At 71.0% G+C, this 13388-nt stretch carries 10 protein-coding genes; 5 read left to right on the top strand and 5 right to left on the bottom strand.

Going from position 1 to position 13388, the window contains the following annotated elements:
• Positions 1-3: 3 nt before the first annotated feature.
• The gene (locus ACZ7M3_RS22945) at positions 4-909 is read left to right on the top strand and encodes a DUF1707 SHOCT-like domain-containing protein (RefSeq protein ID WP_472065501.1); all 906 of its coding nucleotides are present in this window, start codon (positions 4-6) and stop codon (positions 907-909) included.
• A 111-nt stretch (positions 910-1020) separates the two neighbouring features.
• On the opposite strand, the gene ACZ7M3_RS22940 is transcribed toward ACZ7M3_RS22945, so the two are convergent.
• The gene (locus ACZ7M3_RS22940) at positions 1021-2355 is read right to left on the bottom strand and encodes an SGNH/GDSL hydrolase family protein (RefSeq protein WP_472065500.1); all 1335 of its coding nucleotides are present in this window, start codon (positions 2353-2355) and stop codon (positions 1021-1023) included.
• A gap of 296 nt (positions 2356-2651) precedes the next feature.
• On the opposite strand from ACZ7M3_RS22940, the gene ACZ7M3_RS22935 reads away from it, so the two are divergent.
• The 3 genes from ACZ7M3_RS22935 to ACZ7M3_RS22925 all read left to right on the top strand — a co-directional run bounded on the left by ACZ7M3_RS22935 (position 2652) and on the right by ACZ7M3_RS22925 (position 6304).
• Positions 2652-4079, top strand: coding sequence for a DUF445 domain-containing protein (locus ACZ7M3_RS22935; RefSeq protein ID WP_472065499.1), 1428 nt, complete (start codon positions 2652-2654; stop codon positions 4077-4079).
• A gap of 94 nt (positions 4080-4173) precedes the next feature.
• Complete coding sequence (locus ACZ7M3_RS22930) at positions 4174-5667, top strand: MFS transporter (protein WP_472065498.1); 1494 nt, start codon at positions 4174-4176, stop codon at positions 5665-5667.
• Between the two features lie 112 nt (positions 5668-5779).
• Positions 5780-6304 (top strand): hypothetical protein, encoded by a 525-nt coding sequence (locus ACZ7M3_RS22925; protein ID WP_472065497.1) that lies wholly within the window; start codon positions 5780-5782, stop codon positions 6302-6304.
• A 91-nt stretch (positions 6305-6395) separates the two neighbouring features.
• On the opposite strand, the gene ACZ7M3_RS22920 is transcribed toward ACZ7M3_RS22925, so the two are convergent.
• The gene (locus tag ACZ7M3_RS22920) at positions 6396-6926 is read right to left on the bottom strand and encodes a levansucrase (RefSeq protein ID WP_472065496.1); all 531 of its coding nucleotides are present in this window, start codon (positions 6924-6926) and stop codon (positions 6396-6398) included.
• A gap of 16 nt (positions 6927-6942) precedes the next feature.
• Complete coding sequence (locus ACZ7M3_RS22915; RefSeq protein WP_472065495.1) at positions 6943-7485, bottom strand: DUF2269 family protein; 543 nt, start codon at positions 7483-7485, stop codon at positions 6943-6945.
• Between the two features lie 214 nt (positions 7486-7699).
• Here ACZ7M3_RS22915 and ACZ7M3_RS22910 point away from each other — a divergent pair, with 214 nt between their 5' ends.
• The gene (locus ACZ7M3_RS22910; RefSeq protein WP_472065494.1) at positions 7700-8725 is read left to right on the top strand and encodes a GlxA family transcriptional regulator; all 1026 of its coding nucleotides are present in this window, start codon (positions 7700-7702) and stop codon (positions 8723-8725) included.
• Between the two features lie 70 nt (positions 8726-8795).
• Here the strand turns inward: ACZ7M3_RS22910 and ACZ7M3_RS22905 are convergent, their stop codons facing one another.
• Together ACZ7M3_RS22905 and ACZ7M3_RS22900 are read right to left on the bottom strand one after the other, a co-directional pair.
• Complete coding sequence (locus tag ACZ7M3_RS22905; RefSeq protein ID WP_261687074.1) at positions 8796-9098, bottom strand: hypothetical protein; 303 nt, start codon at positions 9096-9098, stop codon at positions 8796-8798.
• A 98-nt stretch (positions 9099-9196) separates the two neighbouring features.
• Complete coding sequence (locus ACZ7M3_RS22900; protein ID WP_472065493.1) at positions 9197-13309, bottom strand: discoidin domain-containing protein; 4113 nt, start codon at positions 13307-13309, stop codon at positions 9197-9199.
• Positions 13310-13388 lie beyond the last annotated feature (79 nt).

Raw genomic sequence — 13388 nt, 5'->3', positions numbered from 1 at the left:
CCCATGACCGAGGATGCGCCTTCCAGGGGAAGCGACGACCAGCGACCGACGCCGCCGGACCCCGGATCCCCGAGCCCGGAGCTGCGGGCCTCCGACGCCGATCGTGAACGAGTCGCCGAACAGCTGCGGGACGCCCTCGCGGAGGGTCGCCTCGACATGGAGGAGTTCGAGGAGCGGCTGGAAGCGACGTTCAAGGCGCGGACGTACAGGGAGCTGGCGCCGCTCACCCGCGATCTGCCGGGCGTGCACGCCGTGGCCCCGGTCTCGATGGTCAAGCAGCCCGAGGAGAGCGGGAGTTGGGCGGGGCGGATCGTCGGCGGCGAGGGCTCGTCCTCGTGGGGTGTCGCGATCCTGTCGGGCTTCGAGCGCAAGGGCCGCTGGACGGTGCCCAAGCGCTTCAACTCCTTCGCCTTCATGGGCGGCGGTGAGATCGACCTGCGCGAGGCGAACTTCGCGGACCGCGAGGTCGTCGTCAACGTCGTCGCCGTCATGGGCGGCGTGAACGTCATCGTGCCGCCCGGCGTCGAGGTCGTCGTGCGCGGCATCGGCATCATGGGCGGGTTCGATCACCGCGAGGAGGGGCGGGCCGGGGACCTGGGCGCCCCGCGCGTGATCGTCACGGGCTTCGCGTTCTGGGGCGGCGTCGGCGTGGAGCGCAAGCTGACCCGTGCCGAGCGGCTGCGCCTGAAGGAGGAGCGCCGCCAGGAGAAGCTGGAGCGCAAGAGCGCCCGCAAGGAACTGGAGGGTTCACGGCGGGACGGCCTCGGCGACATGTTCGACGCCCTGGACGACGCCCACGACCTCATCCGCGAACGCCACGAGGAACGTAGGGAGCGCCAGGAGGAGCGCCGGGAACGCCACCGGGAGCGCCGGGACGAGCGGCATCGGCGGAGGCACGGAGGTTACTAGATTCCGGCCGGGTGAAGCGCCCCTCAGGGGAGCGGGGCTGTGACATTGTGCGGCTCCGCCGCGTGGGCGCGACCAGCCACAACGGCGCCGCAGCCGAAAGGAAACCGGACCCTACAGCTCCGCAGGTGCCGCCCCCTTCAGGTCCCCGAGCTCGAACACCTCCGCCATCCGCTCGTACCCCTTGTCACTGGGGTGCAGATGGTCCCCGGAGTCGTAATCGGCCCGCAGCCGCCGCGGATCGTACGGATCCCGCAACGCCTCGTCGAAGTCGACGACGGCGTCGTACACCTTCCCCGCCCGGATCTCCGCGTTGACGGCCCGGCGTACGGCGTCACGCGACCGCGAGTACCCGCGGTGCCCGCCGAAGGGCATCAGCGTCGCCCCGACGACCCGCAGCCCGCGCGCATGCGCCCGCCGCACCATCTCCCGCAGCCCGTCGGTGACGGTCACCGGATCGACCTCGCCCTCGTTGCGCAGGATGTCGTTGACGCCGAGGTCGATGACGACGGCCTTGACGTTCGTACGGCCGAGCACGTCGCGTTCGAGACGGTTCAGGCCGCTCGGGTTGTCGGCGGGCCGGCCGAGCCCTTCGGCCAGGACCTGGTTGCCGCTGATGCCCTGGTTGACGACGCTGTAGCGAGGTACGTCCCCGGTGCCGGCCGCGGCGCGCAGCCGGTCGGCGAGGACGTCCGTCCAGCGGTGGTTGGCGCCCTCCGTGGAGGTGATGCCGTCGGTGATCGAGTCGCCCAGGGCGACGACGGTGCCGACGGATTCGTCGCTCAGTACGTCGAGTGCGGTGAGGTAGCGCCAGTGCGGGGTCTGCTCGGTGTACGCGGTGGCGGTCACGTCCTCGGTGCGGTCGCCCTGGGCGGCGTAGGAGATCTGCCGTGCGTGCGGGTGGTAGGTGACCGGGCCGGACGGGGTCGGGGAGTACGTGGTCACGAGGACGTCGGAGTCGCGCGGGATGCGCACGCGCACGGCGTCACTCATGATCTGCGCTCCGGCCGGGACGGTCACGGTGGTGCTGCCGGAGAAGGTGAGGCGGCGCATGGTGTCGGCCACCGCCGCCGCGTCGTTCTCGGCCGCGGCGACGGCGATCGAGGCGTGCGTGATGTTCAGCGGCTGCTGTCCGTAGAGGTTGGACAGGGTGATGCGCGCCTCGGTGCCGCCGACGTCCGCGTGCACGACGTTGCGCAGGGAGCGGCCCGCCATGCCGTTCGTCTCGGTGCCGGGCTCGGCTCCGGCGGGGGAGGCCGACCAGGTGCCGACCCAGGTGCCGGCGGAGGCGGGGGCGGCCGAGTCGCGCGGGGCGCGGTTGTCGGCGGTGGCGTTGCGGGTGCCGCCGGTGCCGTCGTCGGCGGCGACACCCACGTATATGGCTCCGGATATGGCCACGATCATGGCGATGACGGCGGCCAGCAGGGCATAACCATGACGCTTGGTCATGCGGTGCGTGTCTCCTCGGGCGAGGGGAGCCCGAGGCTCCGAAGTGATGATCACATGATGGGGTACTGGGTAAGGAGGAAAACGACGGGACCCCCCTCCCGCGGCCTCGAACGACCCGGAGACGCCCCCGAGGTGTCCCTGAGAAGCCCCCGAGATTTCCCGGCGACGGCCCCAGGATTCCCCTGAGTTCCCCCCGTCCGAACAGACGCAGGGAACTCCTGTTCCGTTCCGGGAGTCGGTCAGGAAGGGACAATGTGTCCGGAGCCCTCGGACGGCTCGGCGAACGGGTGGAGCGAATGGAACGAACAGAACCGGAAGACGCGGGCGCCGAAGGGCAGTCCGCCCGGCCCGGCGCCCCCGGCCACCACGCGACGACCGCCGTCGACCAGGCCGAACGCACGACGACCGGCCCCGGCCGGGAGCGGCACGCGACGACCGCCCCCGGTCCGACGAACCGTGCGATGACCTCGTTCAGCCCCGCCGACGAGGAGAAGCGCCGCGGCGTCCGCCAGATGAAACTGACGGCCACCGGCCTGCTGCTCTTCGTCGCCCTCGTGTACGTCCTCGCGACATGGGCGTCCCACGAGGGCGCCGGAGCCTGGGCCGGCTATGTCGCGGCCGCCGCCGAGGCCGGCATGGTCGGCGCGCTCGCCGACTGGTTCGCGGTCACGGCCCTCTTCCGCCACCCGCTCGGCCTGCCCATCCCGCACACCGCGATCATCCCCACCAAGAAGGACCAGCTGGGCGTCTCGCTCGGCGAGTTCGTCGGCGAGAACTTCCTCTCCTCCGACGTCGTACGACAGCGCCTGCGCGCCGTGGGCATCGGCAGCCGTCTCGGTGCCTGGCTCGCCGAACCGGAGCACGCCGACCGGGTCACCGCCGAGCTCGCCGCCGCGCTCAGAGGCGCCCTGACCGTGCTGCGCGACTCCGACGTGCAGGCGGTGGTCGGCGAGGCGATCACCCGCCGCGCCGACGCCCAGGAGATCGCGCCCGGCATAGGGAAGATGCTGGAGAAGATCGTCGCGGACGGCGGCCACAAGCGGGTCGTGGACCTGGTCTGCATCCGCGCCCACGACTGGCTGGTGCTCCACGACGAGCAGGTCATGGACGCGATCCAGGGCGGCGCGCCCGGCTGGACCCCGCGCCTTGTCGACAAGAAGGTCGGCGAGCGGGTCTACAAGGAGCTGCTCCGCTTCGTCACCGAGATGCGCGACGCCCCCGCCCACCCGGCCCGCGGCGCCCTCGACCGCTTCCTCACCGACTTCGCCTGCGACCTCCAGTCCGACACCGACACCCGCGCGCGCGTGGAGCGCCTGAAGGGCGAGGTGCTCGGCCGCGGCGAGGTCCAGGACCTGATCGCCTCCGCCTGGACGGCCGTACGATCCATGATCGTGTCCGCCGCCGAGGACGAGCGCAGTGAGCTGCGGCTGCGCGTGCGGGCCTCCCTGCTCTCGCTGGGCGCCCGGATGGCCACCGATCCCAAGCTCCAGGCCAAGGTCGACCGGTGGGTCGAGGGCGCGGCGGTGTACGTGGTGACGACCTACCGGACCGAGATCACCTCCCTCATCACCGACACGGTGGCCGGCTGGGACGCCGAGCACACGACCAGGAAGATCGAGGCCCACATCGGCCGTGACCTGCAGTTCATCCGGATCAACGGCACGGTGGTGGGCTCATTGGCCGGGTTGCTGATCTACACGGTGTCGCGGATCGTGGGGGCGTAGATCCCTCTCGGGAGGGCGTGACCGCACTCGGGCGGGCGTAGGCCGTGCTCCGGAGGGAACCCGGGCAGGCGTCGCTCGACGAGGAGGGAGCCTCATGTCCACCGTTGAGGAGAAGGGCCGGGGGGAAGGCCGGGATCAAGCCGGGGGCCGGGTCACCACCGCCGTTCCCGCCCGTCTCGACCGCCTCCCGTGGTCACGCTGGCACTGGACCGTGGTGATCGGCCTCGGCACGGTGTGGATCCTCGACGGCCTGGAAGTCACGATCGTCGGCAACATCGCCGGACGCCTCTCCGAGCCCGGCAGCGGCCTGCCGATCACCTCCGCGCAGGTCACCGGCACCGCGGCCGCCCTCTATGTCGCCGGCGCGTGCGTGGGGGCGCTGTTCTTCGGCCGCCTCACCGACCGCTTCGGCCGCAGGAAACTGTTCATGGTCACCCTGGCGGTGTATCTGGGGGCCACGGCCCTGACCGCCGTCTCCTTCGAGCCCTGGTGGTTCTTCACCTTCCGCTTCCTCACGGGCTTCGGCATCGGCGGAGAGTACGCGGCCATCAACTCCGCGATCGACGAGCTGATCCCCTCCCAGTACCGCGGCCGGGTCGACCTGATCATCAACGGCAGCTTCTGGCTGGGCGCGATCGGCGGCTCCCTGCTGTCGATCGTCGCGCTGGACACCGCCCTCTTCCCGGCGAACATCGGCTGGCGGCTGACCTTCGCCCTCGGCGTGGTCCTCGGCCTGGTCATCCTCGTCGTACGCCGCAACGTCCCGGAGAGCCCGCGGTGGCTGCTGATCCACGGCAGGCAGGAGGAGGCCGAGCAACTGGTGGCGTCGGTGGAGGAACGGGTCCGCGCCGACCTCGGCGGCCGCGAACTGCCGCCCCCCGCCGGGGAGATCACCATCCAGCAGCGCAAGACCATCGGCTTCCTCACCATCGCCCGCACGGTCCTCGCGACCTACCGCAAACGCGCCGCGCTGGGCCTGTCCCTCTTCATCGGCCAGGCGTTCCTCTACAACGCGATCACCTTCGGCTTCGGCGCGATCCTGACGAAGTTCTACGACGTCCCCGCGGGCGCCACCGGCTACTACTTCGCCGTGATCGCGCTCGGCAACTTCCTCGGCCCGCTGCTGCTCGGCAAGCTCTTCGACACGGTCGGCCGCCGCCGGATGATCTCGTCGACGTACCTGCTCTCCGGGCTGCTGCTGTTCGGCACGGCCTGGCTGTTCGGCCGGGGCTCGCTGAGCGCGGTGACCCTGACGGCCTGCTGGTGCGTGGCCCTCTTCTTCGCCTCGGCGGGCGCGTCGAGTGCCTACCTCACCGTCTCCGAGATCTTCCCCATGGAGACCCGCGCGATGGCCATCGCCTTCTTCTACGCCATCGGCACGGCGGCCGGAGGCATCAGCGGGCCGCTGGTCTTCGCGGACCTCACCCAGTCCGGCGTGGTCGGCGACACCGTGCTGGCCTTCCAGATCGGCGCGGGCCTGATGTGCGCGGCGGGCCTGGTCGCCGCGTTCCTGGCGGTGAACGCCGAACGGCGCTCGCTGGAGGACATCGCGCCTCCGCTGTCGACGGTGGCACCCGCCGACTCTTGAGTGAGGGAACCGAGTTTGGGCTGAGTCCGGGAACTGAGTACGGGAACTGAGTACGGGAACCTGAGTACGCGTACTCTGTCGGGCCGCCGCCAGGGCGGCAACCCTCGTACGCATGACCGAGAAGCTGTTAGGCCCTCTGCGAACGCGCCCCTGGCCGGAACGCTGGCTGACGCGCGTGCTCGGCGCCGCCCTCTCCGGCGCGGCGTACCTCCTCTGCCTCCCCTGGGACCTGCGCAACCGCCCCGGGGCGACCGGGTCGATCACCGAGACGACCTCGGTGACCGTCCTCGGCGCCGTCCTGCTCGGCGTGGTTCTGCTGCTCCTGGCCGCCTACCTCGGCCGCCGGGACGCGCTGGCCTGGCCGTTGCTGCTGGTGGCGGGACCACCGGCAGCACTCATGTACCTCTCCTTCCACTCCCACCCGGAGCCCCCGGACGCGGCGGTCTGGCCGCTCACCTGGGCGTTCTTCACGCTGGTTGTCGCGGCGGGGGTGCTGATCGCGACGGCGGTGGCGAGGCGGTACCGGGCGGCGGACTGGGCGAGTTCCTCGGGCTCCGGGGGCTCCGCGGGCTCCGGGGACTCCTGGGACTCGTCGGACTCGTCGGACGAGGCGCTCAGCCTCGCCCGGTGGTGGTGAACGCCCGGCGGGGGAGGACGCACGGACCGTTGGAGTGACGATTCACGGACCGTTGAAGTGACGACGATGCACGGGCCGTGGAAGGGACGGTTCACGGACCGTAGAAGTACCGCGAGCCCTTCTCGATGAAGTGCGTGGCGTAGACGCGCCCGAGGGCCGGCTTGCCGCGGTACATCCCCACGTACGGGCGGGAGCTGTCGACCACGACAGGCCGCGTCATACAGGCGAACCGGACGCGCTGGCGCTCCTCCGCCCACCGCACGGCGGCCGGGTCGACACGGTCGCTGACCAGGACGGGGAACGTGCCGACCCCGTTCTGCAGACCGACGGGCAGGCCGCCCTTGGTGTCCTTGGCGTACTTCGTCACCTGCTCGGTGAAGCCCTCGACGACGGGCAGGGTGATCTCCGGAACCACCGCGGCCACGGTGAACAGATACAACTTCGTCGCCATCCAGCGCAGCCGGAAGTCCGACCGTCGCCCCACCAGCACGGGCACCCCGGCCCAGTCCTCCCAGCGGGTGGCACACCCGTCGGCCGTCAGCCGGCCCTCCAGGGCGGCGAGGTAGGCCGCCGGGGCCGAGGGCGTCGACGGATCGTGCGGTCCGTACACCTGTCCATGCATGAGCCGGATCCTAGGGCTAGGCGCCCGTGGTGGACCCCGGTCGGACAATCATCAGGATCGTGACGGTCGCCCAGAGAAGGTTGAAGAGCCCGGTGAACATGGCGAGCCGGGCGGTGTCCCGCGGGCCGACACGGCTCGCTCCGGCGTTCGCCGCACCTTCCGCGCCTGCCCCCACGCCTTGTTCTATGTACTCCGCCATGCCCTCCTTGCCCTGCATGCCCTCCACGCCCTCCATGAGCGCGGTCTGCCGGGGCAGGACCAGCGCGGCGAGGACGACGGCGGCCAGAGCCGTCAGCGCGATCGAGACGATCAGCCAGGTGTCGCCGAGCACGCCCATGTTCTTGGCCGTGGCGAACCCGAACACGGGCACGGCGACGCCGACCGTCGCGTACAGACGGCAGATGCGGTGCAGCACCCGCACGGTGGAGAGGGCCTGGGCGTCTCCGGGCTCGGCCAGCGCCTTGCGCGCGCTGGGCGGGAACATGCTGGCGGCGACGGTGACGGGCCCGACGGCGACGATCGCGGCGAGGACGTGCACGGCGAGAAGGAACTTGTTCACGGGCCGACGCTAGGGGCGCGTGCGATCTGACAGAAGCGGCACTTCTGCCAGGGTCCAACGGATTCTCGCCAGCGCGCCCAATGGATTCCCGCCAGCCGCCGCGTCCGCGTCACAGGGAATCGGCGCCCCGAGCGCAGCCCTGCGACGCTGTAGGCACCCTACGGGGCGACAAGCCCCCCTTGGCCACAATCCGTCGTATGCCTACTCTCTAGCCATGCACACCGTGGCCGTACTGGCGCTCGACCAGGTCATCCCGTTCGACCTCTCCGCCCCGATCGACACCTTCGGCTGGGCCCGGCTGCCGGACGGCCGGGAGCCCTACCGGATCCGGGTCTGCTCGCCGACGGCGGACGAGGAGGTGAGCGCGGGCCCGTTCACGATCCGCGCCCCCTACGGCCTGGAGGCGCTGGCCGAGGCCGACACGATCATCCTGCCCGGCGTCGCCGACCCGGCCGCCCCGCTCCCGCCGGGCGTGACGGAGGCGCTGCGCGCGGCGGCCGCGAACGGCACCCGGATCGCCTCGATCTGCGTGGGCGCCTTCGTCTTCGCCGCCACCGGCCTGCTGGACGGGCTGCGCGCCACCACCCACTGGGTCGCGGCGCAGGACCTGGCGGCCAGGTACCCCGCCGTGACCGTCGACCCGAACGTCCTCTACGTCGACAACGGCCAGTTCCTCACCTCGGCGGGCGCGTCCGCCGCCCTCGACATGTGCCTGCACATGATCCGCAACGACCACGGTTCGGCGGTCGCCGCGCACGCGGCCCGGATGTCGGTCATGCCGCTCGAACGGGAGGGCGGCCAGGCCCAGTTCATCATCCACGACCAGCCCCCGGTACCGGCCGGCACCACGATGGAGCCCCTCCTCGCCTGGCTGGAGGAGAACGCGGAGCGTGAGCTGACCCTGGAGGACATCGCCGCCCACGCCGGCATGAGCACCCGTACGCTCAACCGCCGCTTCCGCGACCAGACCGGCACCACACCGCTCCAGTGGCTGCACCGCGCCCGGGTCCGCCGCGCCCAGTACCTCCTGGAGACGACCACGTACCCGGTCGAACGCATCGCGACCCAGGCGGGGTTCGGCTCACCGACGGCGTTCCGGGAGCGGTTCAAGCGGGTGGTGGGAACGAGCCCGTACGCGTACCGCCGCGCGTTCCAGAGCACGGGACCAGCCCCGGTCCCGGTCTCGGTCCCCACCCCGGTCCCGGTCCCGGAACCCGTGCCCGCTGCCGAGGCCTCGTAGGCCCTCAGGCCCTCAGGCCCTCAGGCCCTCAGGCCCTCCGCCCCTCAGGCCCGTGGTGCTCTGCGCTTGCTCAACCCCGCCGGTCGGCCACGGCCCACGAGGCGAGGGCCACGGCACCGGCCACGCCGAACACGGAGGGCCAGGCGCCCACCTTCTTGGCCAGCGGGTGGGAGCCGGCGAAGGCGGCGACGTACGCGACGGTCAGCGCCCCGGCGGCCTTCCCGCCCGCCTGCCGACGCCACTGCTGCGCGGCCGTGGCCCCGGCGGCGGCCAGCACCACCCCGCCGAGCTGCCGCTTCTTGGTCCACCGGGCCACGCCGTACCCGCCGATGAGCCCACCCGCGGCCACCGCCGCGGCCGGTACCTTCGCCATTGCTGCCTCCCGCTCCTGCCTGCGTCTTTCGAACAAACCGAGGCTAACGCGCACGAACGGACGCCCGACGACCGCCCTGCCTCACCTCTGCCTCCGCCCTACCCTCGGGCGACCGTGCGGGGACTGTTGTAGGCGGACACGCTGAGCGCCGGACGGTTCGACGGCAGGGCGTGAGCCGGCCAGGACAGGGTGACCGTCCGCGACTCGCCGGGCAGCAGCCAGAGGTAGTTGTCGCTGTACAGCGTCGGCAGGACGCGCTCACCGCTGTGATCGTCCAGCAGCGACAGCCGGACCATCGGGGCGAGGGCCGACCCACGGTTCTTGACGACAGCGGTCAGTTCACGCCGGGTACCGGTACCGGAGTGCGACACGCGCGTGATCGAGGCGGAGAGCCTGACCCGCGGGAGGTCGTTGAGCGCCTTCATCGCGGCCGGGGTCCGATGGCGCCAGTAGGTGTTGGTCGAGACCGTACGACCCGTGTGGTCCTCGAGGGTCAGGCGCAGCAGGTGCAGATCGGGCAGGTCGTCGGTCCAGTCCACGGCGAAGGCGGGGGTGGTGGAGGCCGACGCGACATCGACCACGGCTTTCCTGGTCCCGCCGATCCGGCGACCGGCGAGGTCGTGCAGCCGGGCGGTGACGGTCGCGCCCTCGACCGCGCGGCGCGTGTGATTCACCACGAGGAGCTGCCACTTCAGCGGGTCGGCCTGGACGTGCAGGGGCTCGCAGGCGGTGCGGGCACCGTAGTAGGTGCCGTTGACGTCGAAGTCGTAGTCGTAGGTCTGCCAGACGGTGCTGTGCCAGGCGGGGTGGGACATCCACAGCATGAGGCCGCTGGCGTCGTCCCACAGGTGGGCGTTCCACGCCTCGAACATGCTGCGGGCGTTCTCGTAGTTGACGAACTGCGCCTTGCCGACGAAGTCGTCGAGGTCCGTCGCGGTGCCCAGGCGCGCTTCGATCGCCGCCCGGTACTGCTGCGGAGCCTGATTCCCGTGTTCGCTCCAGTCGTGGTAGTACCACGCTCCGCCGATCGGCCACTCCTTCTCGTCGCCCACCAGGTTGCGCATGCTCTCGGCGGTGGAGACGACCGGCATGCCGATCTCGGTGTGGAATCCGAAGCTGTTGCTGCCGTAGGTCGACGGGTCGTAGTACTTCTCGGGCTCCACCCAGTTGTAGGGGCCGCCGCCGGTGATGATGCCTCCGGCGGAGTTGTTCTGGTAGAGGATGCCGGGGGCCTGCTGCTCGACGGCGTCGCGCATGCCCTTGTCGATGGCCGCCGGCGGGTCGCCCTCGTTGGCGCCGCACCACACCACCACGCAGGGGTGGACGCGGTAGCGCAGTACGGTGTCGCGCGCGATCGCGTTGAACGCGTCATGGTCCGGCGGGTCCATGGCCCAGGCATTGGGGAAGTCGTTCCACACCAGGATGCCGTGTTCGTCGCAACTGGCGTAGAACTCCTCGCGGTTGATGCTGCCGACCCAGTTGCGGATCATCGTGAAGTTCATGTCGCGATGCATGCGCACCGCCGCGTCCATCCGCTCGGCCGGCATCCGCCGCAGCAGTTCGTCCCAGCCCCAGTTGCCGCCCCGGGCCAGCACCCGTACGCCGTTCACGCTGATCTTCAGCGGCACCGGGGTGTTGTCCACGGACTTCACATCCGTCCAGGTGTCACCGTCGGCCGACACCTGGATGACGTACGTCTTCGGGTAGGCCTGCTCCCACAGGATGGCCACCCGGTCGAAGCTCTGGGCGGAGCCCAGGTCGACCTGGATCCACTGGTGGTCCTCGTACTGCGACGACCACCGGCTGTCGGGGCTGCCGTCGGTCGCGGCGGCGGCCGGATGGTCGGACTCCTCCGTGGAGGCCGTGGCCGCCTTGTGCAGGGCCAGGTCGGTGCCCGGACGGGAGCTGTCGATCACCGACAGGGACCAGAGGGAGTTGCCCCAACTGGTGTGGCGCACACCGCAGTTGATCCGCACGAAGCGGGCCGTGCGGGCGGTGAAGTCCTCCACCTGAAGGCTCGCCCGGTCGGTGTTGAACGGCAGCGGTACGGCGGTGTTGTCGACGGACTTCACGTCCGTCCAGGTCGAGTCGTCCGTGGACACCTGGACCACGTACGTCCGGGCGTAGGCCTGCTCCCACACGAGGTCGACGCCGTCGAAGGACTGCGGGGAGCCCAGGTCCACGCGGATCCACTGATCATCCTGGTAGGCCGAGGACCAGCGGGTGCCGGGGTCACCGTCGGTGACGTTGCGGGGGCCGTGGTCGTCGCCGTCCGTCGTGGAGGAGGTGGCGCTCGCGTGCAGGGCGAGGTCGGTGCCCGGCCTGTCGCTGTCGGTCAGGGACAGGGTCCACAGGGAGTTGCCCCAGTCGGTGGCCCTGGTCAGGCACCTGACCCGCACATAGCGGGCCTGCTGCCTTCCGACCTCCAGCGACTGGGTGCAGGCGTCGCCGGACGAGGTGAAGGGCAGCGGCACGTCGTACTCGTAGCCGAACTGGCGGATACCGAAGCGGGTGGTGCGCCGGTCGCTCTCCGTCCCGTCGACCGAGGCGGCCAGGGTGAGGTCGTGAAGGGCGGGGCTGCCGAGTCCGTTGGGCCACCACAGCGCGGGGTTGCGCAGCCGCAGCCGGCTGAAGGCGTCCGGCGCGAAGGTGACGTCGACGCTCCGGCCCGCCGGGACGGTGACGGCCTTGGAGACACGTATGTCACCGAAGGACGCGGAGACGGTCGTGGTGTGCTCGACCGCATCGGCGTTATGGACCGGGACGGTGATAGTCAGTTCGGCGACGGAGGTGTCGGGCAGATCCGGCAGAACCGTGTCCACCCGGGGGTCGCCGATGACCACGGGCCCCGTGGATCTCAGCCGGACATGGTTCCAGATCCCCGAGACCCGGTCCCGTACGGCGGGCATCCAGTCCCACCCCGAAGCGGCCAGATACGTGGGCGAGTTGAGGTTCATCTGACCCGCGCCCGCGTCCACCCAGGACTCCCCGGCGGGTCCCTTGTCCCCCGGGCTGCCGGGGACGGGCATCGGCGTGATCTTCACCGCCAGCGCGTTCTTGACCTTCGTCCCCTTCTCGGCGAGCAACTCCGTCACGTCATGGGCCGAGCGGGCGAACGGGTAGGTGAGCCCTCCCACCTGGTGGCCGTTGAGCCAGATGTCGGCCTGATGGTTGATGCCGTCGAACTCCAGCCAGACCCTGCGGCCATGCCCGGTGCGCAGACCGGACGGGAGGTCGAAGTCACGCTTGTACCACCAGGAATGGCGGGAGAGCGCCTCAGGGATGTGCAGATTGTTCAGACCGGCGACCGGGTCCGGGAGCTTCCCCTGATCGACGAGTGACGCGAGGACCGTGCCGGGCACGGTCGCGGGCAGCCAGCCGCTGGTGTCCACGGTCGGCTTCGACAGGTCGGGGCCCTCGCCGTCGGCCCAGTCGTCCAGGGTCAGCCGCCAGCCGGACTCCAGCGGAACCGTGCCGTCCGCCGCGACGGCCAGCCCGGGAGCCTCGCCGCGGTGGGTTCCCCAGTCGGTCCAGCCGGTGACCGCGGGACGCCGCCCACCGGCCGTGCCGTACACCTCGAAACCGTTCAGCCCGAGCGGGTTGGGACTGGACCGCCGCTGAGCCGTCATCCGCACCCACCGCGCCGTCACCGACCGGGCCAGCGGGATGTCCACCACCCCACCCGTACCGGCGGTCGTGCGATACACGCTCGTCCAGGAGCTGCCGTCCCTGGACGTCTCGACCACGAAGGCGAGCGCGTAACTGGACAGGATCTCCTTCCCGGTGGTGCCCTCGGCCTTGTTACCGGTGGCGGGCGGCGTGAAAACCGGATCGCTCGCGTCGGCCTCGAAGGTGAGCCGAACCCGCGTCACCTGGCAGTCGGCCTGAAGATCCACCGAGATCCACTGCGGATCGTCCCCCGCCGCCGCGCGCCATCCGCTTCCCCGGACCCCGGGCGACGCGAGACGGTCGACCACGAACTCGCCCGGAGTCGGCGCGTAGTCCGTCGAGGAGACCTTGATGGGGCGGTAGGCGGCGAGTTCACCGGACGGCGCCGCCGCGGTGAGCGCGTCGCCGCGCCCGGCGGCCGTGCTCGTCACCGGGAACAGAGCGTTCAGACCAAACCCGGCGAGAAGAGTCGAACCCGTAGTGACCACCGACCGCCGGGAAGGACCGGAAGGATCCCGCGGCGCATGTGACTGACCTGCCATGAACGTGAGTCCCATCAGAAAACAGCGCGACCGACGAACACGCGGAGGCGCCGAAGCCGTTGGCATGACAACGTTGCCA

The sequence above is a fragment of the Streptomyces sp. NPDC111656 genome, from assembly GCF_055656965.1.
The sequence above is the reverse complement of the archived record's forward strand: the minus strand, read 5'-3'. Positions and strand labels throughout refer to the sequence as shown.